At 47.4% G+C, this 16,012-nt stretch carries 20 protein-coding genes; 6 read left to right on the forward strand and 14 right to left on the reverse strand.

The genetic code is table 11. From position 1 onward, the window contains the following. Positions 1–19: 19 nt before the first annotated feature. The 5 genes from ACQKDS_RS17130 to ACQKDS_RS17150 all read right to left on the reverse strand — a co-directional run bounded on the left by ACQKDS_RS17130 (position 20) and on the right by ACQKDS_RS17150 (position 2,520). Positions 20–442 (reverse strand): hypothetical protein, encoded by a 423-nt coding sequence (locus tag ACQKDS_RS17130; RefSeq protein ID WP_399672887.1) that lies wholly within the window; start codon positions 440–442, stop codon positions 20–22. A gap of 73 nt (positions 443–515) precedes the next feature. Then, positions 516–728, reverse strand: a complete 213-nt coding sequence (locus ACQKDS_RS17135; protein ID WP_399672885.1) for a hypothetical protein — start codon at positions 726–728, stop codon at positions 516–518. A gap of 335 nt (positions 729–1,063) precedes the next feature. Further along, on the reverse strand, positions 1,064–1,282 hold the full coding sequence (locus ACQKDS_RS17140; protein WP_399672883.1) for a helix-turn-helix domain-containing protein: 219 nt from the start codon (positions 1,280–1,282) through the stop codon (positions 1,064–1,066). 7 nt (positions 1,283–1,289) lie between these two features. After that, positions 1,290–1,853 (reverse strand): DUF2975 domain-containing protein, encoded by a 564-nt coding sequence (locus ACQKDS_RS17145; protein ID WP_399672881.1) that lies wholly within the window; start codon positions 1,851–1,853, stop codon positions 1,290–1,292. 118 nt (positions 1,854–1,971) lie between these two features. Then, a complete protein-coding gene (locus ACQKDS_RS17150) occupies positions 1,972–2,520 on the reverse strand; it encodes a helix-turn-helix domain-containing protein (protein WP_399672879.1) in 549 nt (182 codons plus the stop codon). Positions 2,521–2,620: 100 nt separating this feature from the next. On the opposite strand from ACQKDS_RS17150, the gene ACQKDS_RS17155 reads away from it, so the two are divergent. After that, entirely contained in the window at positions 2,621–3,289 is a 669-nt protein-coding gene (locus ACQKDS_RS17155; RefSeq protein WP_399672877.1) for an AzlC family ABC transporter permease, read from the forward strand. Next, positions 3,289–3,609: an AzlD domain-containing protein gene (locus ACQKDS_RS17160; RefSeq protein ID WP_399672875.1), complete on the forward strand. Its 321-nt coding sequence runs from the start codon at positions 3,289–3,291 to the stop codon at positions 3,607–3,609. Before ACQKDS_RS17155 ends, ACQKDS_RS17160 begins: the two co-directional genes overlap by 1 nt. Here the strand turns inward: ACQKDS_RS17160 and ACQKDS_RS17165 are convergent. After that, the gene (locus ACQKDS_RS17165; protein WP_399672873.1) at positions 3,595–4,488 is read right to left on the reverse strand and encodes a LysR substrate-binding domain-containing protein; all 894 of its coding nucleotides are present in this window, start codon (positions 4,486–4,488) and stop codon (positions 3,595–3,597) included. The two genes, ACQKDS_RS17160 and ACQKDS_RS17165, sit on opposite strands and share 15 nt — an antisense overlap. 222 nt (positions 4,489–4,710) lie before the next feature. Between ACQKDS_RS17165 and ampC the strand changes: the two genes are divergently transcribed. Then, on the forward strand, positions 4,711–5,844 hold the full coding sequence (gene ampC, locus ACQKDS_RS17170) for a class C beta-lactamase (protein ID WP_399672871.1): 1,134 nt from the start codon (positions 4,711–4,713) through the stop codon (positions 5,842–5,844). A gap of 233 nt (positions 5,845–6,077) precedes the next feature. Here ampC and umuC read toward each other — a convergent pair whose 3' ends face one another. From umuC to ACQKDS_RS17210, 8 genes are all read right to left on the reverse strand, one after another. Further along, entirely contained in the window at positions 6,078–7,346 is a 1,269-nt protein-coding gene (umuC, locus tag ACQKDS_RS17175) for a translesion error-prone DNA polymerase V subunit UmuC (RefSeq protein ID WP_399672869.1), read from the reverse strand. Beyond that, positions 7,346–7,768 carry a translesion error-prone DNA polymerase V autoproteolytic subunit gene (gene umuD, locus ACQKDS_RS17180; protein ID WP_399672996.1) on the reverse strand — a complete coding sequence of 141 codons (423 nt, stop codon included), beginning with the start codon at positions 7,766–7,768 and terminating at the stop codon, positions 7,346–7,348. Before umuD ends, umuC begins: the two co-directional genes overlap by 1 nt. A 353-nt stretch (positions 7,769–8,121) precedes the next feature. Beyond that, a complete protein-coding gene (locus ACQKDS_RS17185) occupies positions 8,122–8,364 on the reverse strand; it encodes a hypothetical protein (protein ID WP_399672867.1) in 243 nt (80 codons plus the stop codon). Next, positions 8,361–8,987, reverse strand: a complete 627-nt coding sequence (locus tag ACQKDS_RS17190; RefSeq protein WP_399672865.1) for a glycoside hydrolase family 19 protein — start codon at positions 8,985–8,987, stop codon at positions 8,361–8,363. The genes ACQKDS_RS17185 and ACQKDS_RS17190 overlap by 4 nt, the downstream gene beginning before the upstream one ends. A gap of 5 nt (positions 8,988–8,992) precedes the next feature. Further along, entirely contained in the window at positions 8,993–9,280 is a 288-nt protein-coding gene (locus tag ACQKDS_RS17195; RefSeq protein ID WP_427622612.1) for a phage holin family protein, read from the reverse strand. Further along, a complete protein-coding gene (locus tag ACQKDS_RS17200) occupies positions 9,261–9,650 on the reverse strand; it encodes a putative holin (RefSeq protein WP_399672861.1) in 390 nt (129 codons plus the stop codon). Before ACQKDS_RS17200 ends, ACQKDS_RS17195 begins: the two co-directional genes overlap by 20 nt. Positions 9,651–9,790: 140 nt before the next feature. Next, positions 9,791–10,228 carry a hypothetical protein gene (locus ACQKDS_RS17205; protein ID WP_399672859.1) on the reverse strand — a complete coding sequence of 146 codons (438 nt, stop codon included), beginning with the start codon at positions 10,226–10,228 and terminating at the stop codon, positions 9,791–9,793. Between the two features lie 251 nt (positions 10,229–10,479). Next, positions 10,480–12,150 carry a cytochrome P450 gene (locus ACQKDS_RS17210; protein WP_399672857.1) on the reverse strand — a complete coding sequence of 557 codons (1,671 nt, stop codon included), beginning with the start codon at positions 12,148–12,150 and terminating at the stop codon, positions 10,480–10,482. Positions 12,151–12,737: 587 nt separating this feature from the next. On the opposite strand from ACQKDS_RS17210, the gene ACQKDS_RS17215 reads away from it, so the two are divergent. Genes ACQKDS_RS17215 through ACQKDS_RS17225 form a run of 3 tightly spaced genes read left to right on the forward strand, consistent with a single transcriptional unit; the run spans position 12,738 to position 15,939 of the window. After that, positions 12,738–14,153, forward strand: a complete 1,416-nt coding sequence (locus ACQKDS_RS17215; RefSeq protein WP_399672855.1) for a tryptophan 2,3-dioxygenase — start codon at positions 12,738–12,740, stop codon at positions 14,151–14,153. Between the two features lie 44 nt (positions 14,154–14,197). Beyond that, positions 14,198–15,601, forward strand: coding sequence for an aspartate aminotransferase family protein (locus tag ACQKDS_RS17220; protein ID WP_399672853.1), 1,404 nt, complete (start codon positions 14,198–14,200; stop codon positions 15,599–15,601). Next, positions 15,598–15,939 (forward strand): amidase family protein, encoded by a 342-nt coding sequence (locus ACQKDS_RS17225; RefSeq protein ID WP_399672851.1) that lies wholly within the window; start codon positions 15,598–15,600, stop codon positions 15,937–15,939. Before ACQKDS_RS17220 ends, ACQKDS_RS17225 begins: the two co-directional genes overlap by 4 nt. Positions 15,940–16,012: the final 73 nt, after the last annotated feature.

Raw genomic sequence — 16,012 nt, forward strand, 5'->3', positions numbered from 1 at the left:
GATATTCAAACGCTCGCGTTTAATCCCATTCAATCTTGCCGCACAATGCCGGTTCGTTTTTAAATGTTTGCTGGCTATCATCCCACTTCAGGTTACCCGTGAAGCCAGGCGGCATGCATACTGAATTGTGTTCATATGAACGGCGATATTTACCAGAACGATGAGAGCGATCATCGGGCCTGTCACCCAGCATCTGTTCGCGTTGACGCCGCCGCTGGCTATCTGCCAATTCCTGCTGCCTTTCTTGTTGAATGGCGCGTTCATTATCGCGAGCCAGTTTCTCCGCATTCCAAATTTGATGACGAGGTAAACTGTGTTTTTCCTGCGCTCCCGAAGACAACGCCTGCTCGTTGGGTTCCGCCGGATGAAATTGTAAATCAATCTGAGCGGATGCCACAGCCGGCCATAATACCGCCATACACAGCGGAAATATCCGTTTCATTTCCCTACTCCTAATTTTTACAACGGTGAAAGATAAGTTTCCTATATCCCATGACAATCACGCTGGCAATCATTTAAATCAGCGCGTCGGGAATGGGTAACGGGTCATTTTCTTCTTTATTATTCTCCGCAGTGAGCGTATCCCATAATTGGTGTACTAAACCCTTTAATTTTTTTTGAAATGTAATCGGTACGGTTTCATTGTTAACTTGTTCCGCACTGTTAGCCAATACGCTATTACTGCTGATAACGATCGCGAATAGACCAATGAACATTCCTTTTTTCACAAATAACCTCTGTCATTGCCAAACTATACTCGATATAAGAATGGATTCACCAAGGTGTAACCGCACAATATTACGAAAAATGCCAATAAATACGGTGGGGGTTATAACGCTGTCAAAGCTACTCGCCGCCATCACCGTGAGCGAATAGCCAATTGCCTATCCCCTTCATACTTCACGTTGCTTGGGTGTTGGCTGCCTTCCTTCACCCTCGTCACATAGTTAGCTATGCTCCCAGGGACTCATTCAGTTGCCGCCTACAGGCAACTCGAATTATCTTGGGTATTTACAGCTTGAAATATGACGGTATTAGCCGTTCAAATTAGCAGATGAATGCTTTACTGCGCGTCGTCATCCGCTTGCCAAGTTAACAGATCGCCTGGTTGACACTGTAAAATCCGACAGATTTTATCCAACGTTTCCAAGCGCACCCCCTTCACTTTGCCATTTTTCAGCAACGAGAGGTTTTGTTCAGTAATCCCTACCTGTTCTGCCAATTCTTTTGAGCGCATCTTCCTTTTGGCCAACATGACATCAAGACTTACAATTATCGCCACTCTATTCTCACACGAAAGAAAGCTGTTCTTCGTTCAGTCGCAGTGCCTCTAAAAAAACCCGGCTAAAGACCAGCACAGCGCAGCCAATGATCAGCGAACGTATCGATTCACTGTTGATGCCGTAATAAACGATCAGCATCAATTTTCCGCCAGCAGTGAGCACCATGACTTGCAGCATACTGGCAAGCGATGGGAACACGACGTCGACAATCAGTAGGATACCAATAATTTGTAGTAAAAGCATATTGTTGCGCTGCCAGACATTGCCGCGATAGAACTGATAAAACAACCCTGCACCGCACAGTAACGCGCAGTAATACGGTAAATAATAAAAAATATCCAGCGCCAAGGTCGCGGCTATCGCCCAGCGCTGCTGCGGTATCGCATAGGCCTTAAGCTCAGGATACGTCTCGCGATAACCGTCAATAATGGCTTGGTAAGCCTCATGTTTGAACCAACTTTGTAGTATCACAAACATTTCAACCGCAGTGCTCATGATCAGCATCGCCATAATCAACAAACAGAGACAACGAACATAGAGGGGTAAAAGCATCCGAGGTGCGGTGACCATGAGCAATACTATCCTTAACAAACAATAATAACTTATCGTAAAACGATAATTTATTACTGTCAATAATCATATTGCCGCTATCATTAACCAAACGTATACAAAACCGCGCCTACACCGCTTAGTTCTGTTCAGACACCAACACCGCCAACGTATCAGGTTCCAACGCTTTGAAGATATGCGCCTGATCGGCGGGATAGCAGATATAGTCACCGGGATTCAGATCCACCGCAGCATCAACCAATCCCACTCGCGCACGCCCCTGTGTGATGATGATGTGTTCAACCGCCCCCACCGAATGTGGCTGAGAAATTCTGTCGGCTCCCGGTTGCGCCGTCAGTAGATAAATATCGCGGCGCGCACCGGGAGGACAGGTCGCCAATAACGCTGCGGTATAATTAGCCATTTCAGCAACCACCGTCGGCCCCTCCCCACGCCGGATGATCTGCGTTTTATTTTGTTGCGGCTCCATCAAGCGCGCAAAAGGAATGTCTAGCGCCACGCATAGCGCCCACAGCGTTTCAAGACTCGGGTTACCGTTACCGGCCTCAAGCTGCGATAGTGTGGATTTAGCGATGCCGGCACGCCGCGCCACTTCCGCCAGCGAAAGCCCGGTACGTTGGCGTTCACGTACCAATGCGTTAGAAATAATACTGATCGGTTGGGTCATGTTTATACCGTGATATTTTTATAACGAACGATCGTTCGTCTTGTAAAACGACATTGTTATGTTCATTATAATAGAACTTATGTTCGTTATGAGAAAAAACATGGCCTTTAAATCGTTTTCCGTACTGGGCAAGGATGTCATAAAAAGCATCGCGTTGGTTTGTCTGGCTGACGGTATCGTCGGTATTTCTTATGGTTCGCTGGCGGCAGGCTATGGCTTCCCGTTATGGGTACCCTTGGCATTATCATTATTGGTGTTGGCTGGCGCTTCTGAGTTTTTGTTTATCGGCATTGTTGCCAGCGGTGGTAGCCCACTCGCCGCTGCTACCGCCGGTCTGCTGGTCAATGCACGGCACATGCCATTTGGTATGGCGGTGAAAGATTTAATTGGCCGGGGTTCGGTGCGTTTTTTAGGCTGCCATATCATGAATGATGAAAGCGTGGTATTCGGCGTCTCTCAATCTTCCTTCGCTAAACGCAAAGCCGCCTATTGGTTGTGCGGTATCGGTATTGCTTTGTGCTGGCCGCTGGGGGTGATCATTGGCAGTGTCATCGGCAACGTTATTCCTGACATGCAGGCTATCGGCCTAGATGCCGTATTTCCCACTCTCTTATTGGCACTAATCATTTCATCTTTGAAAAATCTGCGCACCTTGTTATCGGCAGCATCCGGTACGCTAATGGCGCTGATTACCGTGCCTTGGGTACCTATCGGTCTGCCGGTATTATTTTCTCTGTTAGGTTTGTTGATCAGAAAACGAGGGCAATAATGGAACACACTCTGATTATCATCGGCATCGCTGTATTAGCCATCGGCACCTATTTATTACGTCTGAGCGGCGCATTGTTGGGCCAGCGTATGACGTTTTCTGATACCACACGAACACTGCTGGCCGACGCCGCGACGACGTTGTTGTTGGCCGTCGCCGTCATAGCGGCGCTGTTTGAAGAGCAGCATTTTGCCGGTGCAGCGCGCTTGATTGGCGTTATCGTTGGTGTTTTTTTGGCCTGGCGAAAACTCCCGTTGATTGTAGTGCTGATAGCCGCTGCCGCCGTGACGGCGCTCTTACGTCTCTTAGGCGTGAGTTGACGACACCGTGTGATGCTGCCCCGCCTGTTGCAGAATCCAATATTCAAATGCTTTCATCGCTGGTGTCATGGTGCGGGATTTCAGGCTGGTAAGCCAATAACTCCCAAGATTGACCTCAATATCAAATGGGCACATCAGGCGGCCCTCTTGTAATTCACGGGTAAACATCGCGGCCGGTGCCAGCGCGACGCCGCCGGTTTGTAAAGCGCCCTCCACCATCAGGCGTGAGGAATCGAACATGGGGCCATTGATGCGCCAAGGCGTGACGCCAGCCGCACTCAGCCAGCATTCCCATTCGTCTCTTCTATAGGTTCGCATCAACAATTGCTGCTTTAACTCGGCTGGCGTTGTCAGTTGTGCCGCCACCGCTGGCGAGCACAACACCGTCAGCGGTGCCTCCAACAGTTTGACACTGCGTGTCGCCGGCCAGGCTCCATCACCAAAACTGATAGCAAAATCCATCCCCTCCGCCGCCAAATTAACCAGGTTATTATGGGTCATCACGCGCAGATCGATAAACGGATGCGCTCGGTGAAACTCACACAAACGCGGCATTAACCACCCTACGGCAAACGTGCCTACCGCAGAGACGGTCAATACTTCGTGAAAATAGCCGCCGTCAAACTGCTGTAATACCGACTCGATCCGATCAAACGACGCAGTGAGTACCGGCAATAAAGCCTGCCCTTCATCGGTAAGATCCAGCCCACGCGGCAAACGTTTGAACAGTTGAATCCCCAGCCGTTCTTCAAGCATTCGAACCTGCTGGCTGACCGCCGCCTGGGTCACGCTCAATTCACGGGCGGCACGCGTAAAATTGAGATGACGTGCAGAGGATTCAAACGCCCGCAACGCATTCAGTGGTAACCAATCACGCATAAGCTCTAGCCATAAGTTTTTCTTTATGCTCCATGAAAATATTATCGATTGTCAGAATAGATATAATAACGATAAATTGCTGCCGCAGTTTACAGGAAAGTACCATGCGTAACGTTGCCACAAGATCATGGATGAACATCTACGCACGAGCTCACCCCCTAAAATAACTTTTGGCAGCGTCCTGCAAACCGCACCGAACCCGTAAAATAAAATGAGACCCGTATGCTAACTAAACCTCTCCCGTTGCTTTCATTGTGCTTAGCCCTGCTGCCTGCTTTCGCTCACGCCAGCGATAATCCAGAGATCGACCGTATCGTGCAGCCATTGATGCAAAAACACGCCGTTCCTGGCATGACTATCGCCGTATCTGTTGACGGTGAAGCGCATTTCTATAACTACGGCGTCGCATCAAAACAAAGCCAACGGCCTATCACCGCTCAGACGCTGTTTGAGATCGGTTCATTGAGCAAAACGTTCACCGCGACGCTGGCCGCCTACGCGCAAAACGCTGGTAAAATCAATCTGACGGATAGCGCCAGCCACTATCTGCCGGAACTCCGTGGCAGTACATTCGACAAGGTCACGTTGCAGAATCTGGCTACACATACCTCTGGTCTGCCGCTGTTTGTGCCAGATGACGTCACCAATACGGCTCAGCTGATGGATTACTATAAAAGTTGGCAGCCACAGCATACGATTGGCAGCTACCGCATTTATTCCAATCTGGGTATTGGCATGCTGGGGATGATTACGGCTAAAAGCCTGAATCAGCCGTTTGCCGAGGCAATGGAACAACGTTTATTGGCAGGATTAGGGATGAAGCACAGCTTCGTTAACGTCCCCCCATCGGCAATGGCGGATTATGCCCAAGGCTACGATAAGAACGATCGGCCGGTACGCGTCACGTCCGCCCCGCTTGATGCAGAATCTTATGGTTTAAAATCCAGCAGTGGCGATTTAATTCGTTATCTGAATGCCAATATGGCACTGGGCAAAGTTGATCCCACCTGGCAGCAAGCGCTGAACGATACACATAACGGGTACTATCACGCGAGTGAATTCACGCAAAATATGATGTGGGAAAGCTACCCTTATCCGGTCACGCTGGAAAAGCTACAGGCTGGCAACGATGCGAAAGTGATTCTGAATGGCGTAAGCGCCAAGGCCATCACTCCACCACAACCGCCAGTGCAGCAGGCCTGGTATAACAAAACGGGGTCCACCAATGGTTTCTCAACCTATGCGGTATTTATCCCCTCACAAAAAATCGCAGTCGTGATGTTAGCAAATAAAAACTTCCCAAATGATGAGCGAGTGACGACGGTCTATAACATCATTCAAACGCTGCATAAATAAAGAATACCTGCGGCCACGGGGCATAACCCCTTTCAGACTGCTGACAAAGCCTATTATTAGGGAAAGCGTGGTGATGGGGTCGTAGTAGCGTAAGCCACCGGATCGCCCCTCGCTACGCTAGGTCCGGGTATCTCGCGCTATCAGGCGACTTCGTCATCAAGCTCCAAGGGGCGTAAAGCCCCTTTTTAATGGCCTTCCCATTACGGTAACTATTTTCAATCTGAATAGTTTCTTTAATAGACTCGGGCACGGGGTAAATCACTCAGGCGCGTGGTATACGCTGGCGATAGCCGTTCACGCTTCATTGACCACGGTTGCTGTGTCCCCTGCCCGGCAAACCACAGCGTGGCCTTGCCCGCGCTATTTATACGATCCAGCACCGTCATTAACTGTTCGCTGTTCTTCCTAATCTGAGGTTCATCGAACAGCCCAAGTTGGGCAACGCCCTGACTAAAGAAATCCTGCAACATGACACCGCCTTTCTGATAACGATGCCCGGGTTGCCAAATTGCGTCTAGGCAGCGTAACGCTGCAGCAATAATATCCCGAGTATCTTGAGTCGGAATACTCAGCCTTAGCGTGGCTGAATTCGCGTAATAAGGTTCGTTGACGGTAAAAGAGCTGGTTTTCACCCAGGCACTGACGTGCCGACAATGCTGATGCTCTGCACGCAATTTCTCAGCCGCGCGCGTGGCATACAGGCAAATAGCCTGATGCATCTGCTCATACTCAGTGATGCGTTCACCAAAAGAACGGCTGCAAATAATCTGCTGTTTGGTTGGCGCGAACGCTTCCAGTTCTAAGCAAGGTTCGCCACGCAATTCGCGCACCGTTCTTTCGAGCACAACGCTGACGCGTTTGCGCAGCGTTGCGGTACTGTAGTCAGCTAACTGCAACGCCGTTTCAATGCCCATGCCGTTAAGCTGTTTGGCGAGCCTTCGGCCTATTCCCCAGACCTCGGCAACGGGCACCCGTGCCATAAGCTTACGCTGGCGTACCTGATGTGAAAGATCGACGACGCCACCGGTTTTCGCCCATTTCTTGGCCGCAAAATTTGCCAGTTTGGCAAGCGTTTTGGTTTGTGCAATACCAATTCCCACCGTTAAACCCGTATCGCGTAATACTCTGGCACGAACGAAACGACCAAACTCATCGAGCGCAATACAGTTAGCCATCCCACTCAGATCCATAAAACTTTCATCGATTGAATAAATTTCAACGCGCGGCGCCATCTCTTCCAATATGGTCATCACACGTGCGGACATATCCGCATACAACTCATAATTGCTGCTAAACGCGACGCCGCCCGCACGCTCAAAACGTTGCTTAACCTTGAAATAGGGTTCGCCCATCTTGACGCCGAGTGACTTGGCCTCCTGACTTCGCGCGACCACGCACCCATCATTGTTTGACAGCACGACAATCGGCCGCCCGCGCAGATCTGGACGCCAAAGCGTTTCACAACTTGCATAGAAGCTGTTCACATCAGCAAGCGCGTACATTACTTAAGCCTCGTGATTGACGATACGACAACGCCAATAATCTCTACACCGTCTACATTGTCATGCAGCGGAATCGGTTGATATTTCGGATTCATAGGTTCCAATTGAGGCTGGGGATGTAGGCATAGGCGCTTTACGGTAAATTCGCCCGCCATGCTGGCGATAACGATATCGCCATGCGCCGCACTAAGGCTGCGATCGACCACCAGCATTGAGCCTTCCGTTATACCCGCTTCAAGCATCGAGTCGCCGGTCGCATAAAGGAAATAGGTCGCATTAGGATGACTGATGCAATACTCATTCAGATCAATGCGCGAATGAATGTAGTCACTTGCCGGGCTGGGAAACCCTGCAGGAACTTTGTCCAGATACAACGGCAGCTCACACTTGCCTGGCGCTAGTGTTGGGTAGGAAAACGTCATCATACGCCCTTAAATACTGTATTTTTATACAGTGTAAACGCACATATTGATTAGAGGGAAGTTCGGAATTTACTTAGATTGCTAGTTGATTGATCGATAAAGAAAGATAGTTTTCCCACCCTTCTCATGCCGCTATCGTCATTAAGCCTGATACACATTTTAAAACCCAATCTGATTCACCAATAAAAAAGCCGGAGTGACGTTATCCCGTCACTCCTGCAGCTTTCGACCATTGTGCGTGTGCTCACAATGGTCGAAAGCTGCTTGCCATGAGAATCCGTTTCATGAAAAACCATGCACCGTGCGGATTGTGCGACATAACATTGACGTTACCACTCTGGAGCAGGCGATTGCTATTGCACGTGGCGACTCAATGATATTTCATCAGCCCAAGATTGTTGTAACGCAGCGATCGCCGCCTCTTGGCTTTGTATCTGCGCTAACAACTGCCGGTTCTGTTGCTGAGCCTGTTCGAGTTCATAGCACTGATTATCGATAGTCATAACCATGACAAATAAAAGAGCGATAAGTGACAAACCCAGCAGCAGCGGCCAATGTTCTCTAATTAATCGCCAGCACCAAGCTAACTGGCTCATAGCAGCACCTGGCTGGCGCGTTGGAAAAGCGCTTTGCGATCTTCCAGGCCGTTGGTACCCCGATTAATCACAAAACTGCATTGCACTACGTCATCAGCATGCCGACCACAATTGTTCGCTTGCCAAAACCAGCCAGCAGATCGCATACCGTGCAGGTCTTCTTCCAGTAATTCGGGGTGTGCCACCAGATCAAGCCTCAAGACTGCACCACATGCACGGTAGTTATTCAGCCCTGTGGTTTGCATGAGGCCGCGGCCACGGTATTTCCAGCCGTCACCCGCTGCCCGGTTACCCATCCTGCCGCCGTAGACCAAATTGGCGATGGCTTGTTGTTTCGCTGACTGCTGAATAGTACGCCCCAGCGCGGTACATTGTTGATGGCTAAGCCGCTTAGCGTTGGATAACGGCCCAAAGGTTCGCATCAGCCCCTCAACGCTGTAATTGAACGATTCCATCTGCGCCGTAAAACCGTTTGACTCGTGCCCTATCTGGGCAATAAACATTGCTTGCTCAATCGGTTTATTAATACCGAACTCAGTAAATGTTGCGATTAAGTGTGGATACCAACGCACAGCTAACCCGGCGCGAATACCTGCAGCCCGTTGAAATTCGATTTGTGTCATAAGGTCTATCTCAGAAAGGGTTTGGCAAGCTGCATAACGTTCCCACGGGCAGCCCAAACGGTGACGCAGAACGCGATGTTAATCAGCGTTTCTGACCAATCAGCGGAAACATACTCGCCTGCCAAAACACGGATAGGGACTGACGCTGACGCAATGATGAGTAAATAAGCGCACCACGCTGCAAGGGGGCGGTGTGCCCCACCCGCACGGCGGAATGTCATTAGACGTAGCGCACTCAACGCGCATACCAGCGCGTTAACAATGAGTAAGATTTCACTGACCATTACCATCATTCCCTCGCATTTTTTTAAACCACTGCCCCGGATTTTCTGATTGTTTGCTGATGTACATGAACAACCGAACGGCAATTGCAGAAGCCACTACCGCTCCCAGCGGCCGTTCGGCCTGTATCACTTCTGGCGTGGCGTAGTTGATAACGTCCGTCACAAATCCGGCGCATTGCCCACCAATGAGAAACGAGGCCAGAAATGACAACAGTCGCTGCCAAATAGACAAGTCGGATGCCGATAAGACGTAAATGACCGCACCGGAAAACGACCCGATAATCACTCCCGTATCCCCACCCGCGAATAAACTCGCGATAGTAATACCGCCGAGCATGTATGTGGCTGCACTGGTGCTTGCAGCTAATGGTTCCGGCATTTATTTTCTCCTTTATTTGCCATTGCGCTCAACACACGCCGGGCACTGACATAAAAAGCTCCACCGCAATGAGCTTAAAAAACTAGGCATAGGTATTAATCACGCCATATCTATTAACGTAATGACATCAGAAATTGCCGTTACGCAATGACGTCCTGATATGAGTTACCAATAGGAACATGTTGCGGAACCGTATAATAACAAGGCCAATATTTTTCTGGTGTTTGACAAAGCGGCTCATGCAATGGCGCTGAAAGATATAACTGCCCATTCGTTGCCGAGCGCGCATGGGTTGCATCGGCCGATACACTAATTAATGCCAGCCCAGCAACCACATCACCTGGTCGCGAACAATTTAATCTTTTCACGGTGGACAACGGATGGTTCTTCATTTTGTAATATGACGACATGGTATTCCCTACTTTATTCATCCAGTCAGTAATCTGGAGAAGCAGTATCTCAATAAGTAAGGATGCGTCATATCTTCGGCTGTTGTACTGCACATAACACAACACGTTATTGGGCTTTACCAAGGTGATTATCAACGACTGATAATTACCTGCCTTGATTTTATCCAACAATACCCTCTTTTACGAGATGAAATTAGCGAATTGCCGGCACGGATCAGATATAACGGATTTCAAGACTGGCTTGAATAGTGGTTTCAAATCATTCAATTCGGTTTTATTATTGCATTTCCCCAAGGGTAGTATAATACTCTGTTACCGATGCCAATAAATTCAATGAGGAGAGCGTTGATAAAAATAATAGACTCACTCATAAGAATGAAATATTAAATCGGTCAACGCTTCATCTTTGATTTTACAAACTACTTAATTCTTGGTTCTAGCTTTATAGGTAATACAGATACAGAAACTGCAATCGTTGATGTGTACTGTACCTCTACATTATCATTTAGAACTATTTGAAAAGTTCCTAACACTTGCTTGATAAAATCAGAACACATTGCGGTTGCGAGAGCACTACCGACACATCCCCGTGGCCCTATTCCAAAAGGTAGTAAAGACCTTAAAGATTCCTTGGAAAATGGGCAGGAACCACCAGATTTAGAGGCTAAACGTTCAAGAATAAAATCATCAGGGCGCGAATAGAGCTTTTCATTACGACTAATGGCAGGTCTAAGCGGCATAAGAATTGTTTTTTTAGGGATGGTGTATCCCAAACAATCATAACTTTGATGTCGTGAAAATTTTGATGAGTATGGTAATGGAGGAGTAAAACGAAGAGTCTCCCTAACAATAGCTTCTTCTACTGAACAACCATGTAATTTATTTTTATTAGGGCTAATTATCATAGAGTAAGCATCATTCTGAACATCTGGATACTTTGCAAGATTGAGTAATGCCTGTGTTACAACAAAACTCATTGCATCCGTCCCTCCAAGTAATAATGAAACCAGTTCATTGGCGCAAGTGTGTATGCTCCAGCTTAATGATTTGCCTTTTTCATCTATATACTTCCCAGAGGCTAGCATTGCCAGAGCGTCTAATACATTAGAAGGCTTTCCTTCGCTCAAACCATTGTTAATTCTCTCTTGTATAAGATCTTTCGAAAATTGTACTAAATATTGATGATCAACTTTTGCTCTGACGGTAAATCGAGGGAATATCCATCGGACAAACTTAGGGTGAAAAGCGCGGAAACTAATAGCTTCTTCAATGCCTTCAATAGCGTCATGATAGCGGTCAAAATTCATCGCTTGGTTCCAAACCGTACCACAAAGAAAAGTTCCAAGACTATGAATACTCCAGCTAAGGACATCACGTTGTAATGAGCCATGTTCTGTCGTACCCATTTGCCATTTGTCTATCAACTTTGACAGTACGGGGCGTAACAGAGGGATACCGCGCTCAATCGCAGTACCGCCTAAGAAAGGAGTGAGAACTCTACGATGTTCACGGTGTGTTTCATTAAGGCTTATCCCCATTAAGTTCTCACCGAGGACTGATTTATCAGCACTGCGAATAGCGTCGAGTTTATTATCATGAATCTTGTGAAAAACCTGGTTCATGGAAACTATTGTTGGCGATCCCCAGGCCAGATGTAAACGGATCACCGGACCAAATTTTTCATGCATTGCCGCGATGGCTTTGTCACGAGAGGTATGGCCGTTTAGCAGGATTTGTTTTAAATTCCCTAATGCAAAATTATATGCAGGACCAGGAATGTGTTTATATTTCCTCAACTGCCGAAATCGAAAGTATACAGCCATGAAAAAAGCAAAAGTCAGCAAACTTGTCAGGACTAATATGGGTACATTAATCGTCTTAGTGCTAATGACAAAAAGAGTGGTAATGAGAGCCATAATTCCAATTAAAAACCAAACAAAATAAACAACTTGGTAGATAATAATAAAACTTCTTGAGTTAATCGATGATATTCCATGCGGCGAAGCTAGTTTCTCATAAAGCTTTCCCTTGGCACATTCAAACCATACAAAAGCGTTGACATGATGATCTTGCAAGATTTTTTTTCTCATAGGATAACGGCTTTCTTTAATGAAATAGAGTAAAATTAAAGCGTAGCATATAGTTTAAGCTATGTAGGATTATGTTATTTTATAGCATAAAGATTAGCATATCGTGTAATTCCAACTGGTTATTATTTCCATTGAAATTATAGGTAAACTCTCGCTTTCACACCTCTTATAATATGATAAATCAGTAAGTTATCTACTAACAAGGCATACGGTTTCTTACGGTGCCAACTTTAAAACCCCTTTCCGGCTAAATTGGAGGTTTATGCGTGTGGCTACCTACGCTCCTTGCTTATTATGCCTGATTACATATAAAAATAATAATTTTAACGAACACAATAAATATCAAAAGCATTTACCCAAAACGTCCTCTCCAATAAAGATTATTTATTAAATTACTATTTTCACATGACCATACAAAACAATATGTTATGAACTGGTTAAGCTTAGCATCAAATACGGAAATTTTACTGTTGTTGCTTGATGGGTGGAAGAAGCTATCCTTAATTTCATGATAGGCAATGCATGGTAGACTTGGCTTTTAACATGATTTTTTAATCCCCCCTGAAATGATGGTTCGAGGAGTTGCAATGGAGATTCGGGTAACTAATTTGGAGAGTCCAGAGGACAATCATAAAGCCCTAGCTTGGTTTACCGATTATTTATCACGCCAGCATGAGCTTATTGGCCGCAGTGGTAACGTCTGCCCTTTTGTTAAACCAGCCTTGCAGGCAAAAACGCTAGTAATGGATGTCGCTAATTATCAGGAACAACATGGATTGGAGGACCTTTGCGGTCTGATGCGACAACAGATCGATCGTTTTACCAACCTTAATTGGGCAGAAGACAAAGCATCGATTGGAACGTTGGTCACACTGATTACTAATATGCCCGAGCATCTAGGAGTATTATTGGATGAAGCTCAGCGCAGGACAAAAGAATATGCTGTGAAAAAAGGGCTGATGATAGGACAGTTTCATCCCAACTGTCCGGAATCAGCTGTACATAATCCGGTATTTCCTGTTGCGCGTTCACCAGAAATGCTTTTTGCTATTCGACCAATGGCAATACACGACATTTTGTTTCTGCATCCTCACCCTAGAATGTTCGCTGAATACCAAAAACGCTTTGCTCACCGATATGACCATTCCGATAGTTCCGTGCCGAAACATTATGCCCATCTGTATAATCTTGCCCAACAGCGCGGAAGTGGGCGCGGGGAATATATTGATTATCAAAGCATTGATGTATTGCTTTCTTTGCAACATCCTCATACAGACCATCCATCAGAGATGGTTTTCTACCTTACAGGCCAAGTCAAGGAGTTGATTTTTAAATTATTGTACGAACAAATCCGTACCGTTCGTCTTTCGCTTGTAACAGATAACATTAGCAATGCCATATGGGAGCTACGGCGTATCACTGCGAGTTTGAACGTTCTTTCCAAAATGTGGGATATTTTGGATACCCTTGCTCCGACAGAGTTCAACGCTTTTCGCGAGCAGCTTAAAGGAGCCTCTGGCATTGATTCCTATATGTTCCGTATGGTTGAGTTTTCCCTAGGCCATAAGTCAGCCAAGTTGGCTGCACGTTATGTTGATATTCCCGGTGTGGCCGAAGAGGTCTATCGTACACTGAATGACACTAGTGTTTATGATGAAGCGCTAGCGTTGCTGTGTCGAAAAGGCTTGCTCTCCCCCGAGGCACTCCCCCACACAACAGCCGCTAACGCTGATGTGATTACAGCAGCATGGGCTGACATCTATCGTACAAAGGGCCCTGCCGATGAGCTTTTTCTATTGGCAGAAGCCTTGATTGATGTTGCGGAAATGTTCGCACGATGGCGCGCATTACATCAATTAAGCGTTGAACGAATGATCGGCTCTAAAGCGGGAACCGGGGGTACCGATGGTATCGCTTGGCTACGTCGTTCTGCCGAGCACCGTTTTTTTCCTGAGTTATGGGCTGCAAGAACTCTGCTTTCTGCTGGCCCAGCACCTTTCTAATCCGTTATCACAATCTTTAACATATTCCTATTCTGGAGAGGCTTATGCCGTTCAACGATCCTATAGCTCAACTTATTACAAAACGTTATCAGGAATCTGCTCCGCGCTCTTCGTCGGCTTTTGATACAGCTGCAGAATTCCTGCCTGGCGGCGATACCAGAACGATGACGACCTATACACCTTTCCCTATTTATTTCGAACAAGGGGCCGGGACACGTTTAAAAGATATTGACGGTATTTGGCGTGAGGATTTTCTAACTAACTATGGTGCTCTGATACACGGGCATGATCATCCGGCATTGGTAGAGGCGGTACAACGTCAGGTTGCGCTGGGAACAGCACCTGGTGGCCCCAGCCCATTACAGTATCAGCATGCCGAACTATTAAAGGGACTAATGCCGTCAATGGAGCGGGTACGCTATTGCAACTCCGGTACGGAGGCGACCATGTGGGCAATTCGCGCGGCTCGCGCCTATACCGGTCGAGAGATTTTGATAAAGATTGATGGCGGCTATCACGGTACACATGATTGGGCACACGTTAATGCATTTATTACCACTGGTAATACCCGTCAGCAGATCATTTCAGAACTCCCCGCAGCACATCTTGCCCATGGTGTTCCAGAAGGTGTTTTAGCATCGGTAGTTGCCATACCGTATAACGACAGCGCTGTGGCAACGCGCGTCATGCAAGCACTGCATGGCCGGGTTGCAGCTGTAATTGTGGAGCCCGTTCTCGGTGTTGGAGGGGGGGTACCAGCTGATCGAGATTACCTCGACACCTTACGTCAACTCTGCTCAGAACACCAAGCTGTGCTTATTTTTGATGAGTGCGCCAGTTTTCGTATTGGCCCTTGGCAGGTAAAACACCAAATTAAACCAGATTTAAGCACTTCCAGTAAGATCATAGGTGGTGGTTTACCAATCGGTGTTTTTGGTGGGCAGGCCGATATTATGTCGATATTTGATCCCTCCACTCCCGATCCTGTTTATCACGCCAGCGCTTTCGGAGGGAACAGTCTCTCTCTGGCGGCTGGCATCGCGGCAATGCAGAATCTGGACACAGATGGGTTCGCTTATCTTGATATGCTGGGGGAGCGGTTGCGAACTGGCCTCAATGCAGCCGCCGCTTCGGTTGGTGTAATTGGGCACACAAGTGGCGAAGGAGGAATGACGTATTTTCACTTTTCCGCCATCCCACCACGCAATGCTGTCGACACTGGCAGAATTCGTGCGGGCAAAGAAGAACTGCGTGCTCTGGTTCATTTGCAATTGCTGAATGAAGGCTTCGTCACCGCCCGCCATGGCCTGTTATGCCAACATCTCTCAACAACACCTGAGGCCGTTGACCATTTTATCCAAGCGTATGGCAATACTCTCGATATGCTGCATCCGTATATAACAAGGCTGCACCCTGAGCTATTGAGAGACAAGGGGATTCTGGCATGAGTTCGGAGGTTGCTTCATGGTCATTGCTGGCGGCAATAAAGGCATTGAAAGAAGGACGCTTAAGCGCCAAGGAATATCAGTGCGAGCTGACCGCTCATGAGCGGCAGCACGGTGATTTTAGTTGTTATATCACTCGCACGGAGGAACAGCACACCAAATCAACAGGCCTGTTGTCTGATATTCCTATAGCTGTAAAGGATAACATTGATGTCGCAGGCGTACCTACTACGGCGGCAACGCCCAAATTACGTGATCATGTGCCAATACGGAGTGCTGATGTCTGGCAGCGCCTTAGCGAGGCGGGAGCATGTTTATCTGTAGTGGTCAACAAAAACTAGCCACGGTTTTAGAGTTTTTCCAGAACAATCTTTCTGATTCATTCGGCGTCAAACCACCATTATATTGATGGGG

Origin of the sequence: Serratia sp. NPDC078593, assembly GCF_050268245.1 — a bacterium.
Taxonomy (GTDB): domain Bacteria; phylum Pseudomonadota; class Gammaproteobacteria; order Enterobacterales; family Enterobacteriaceae; genus JBNNGK01.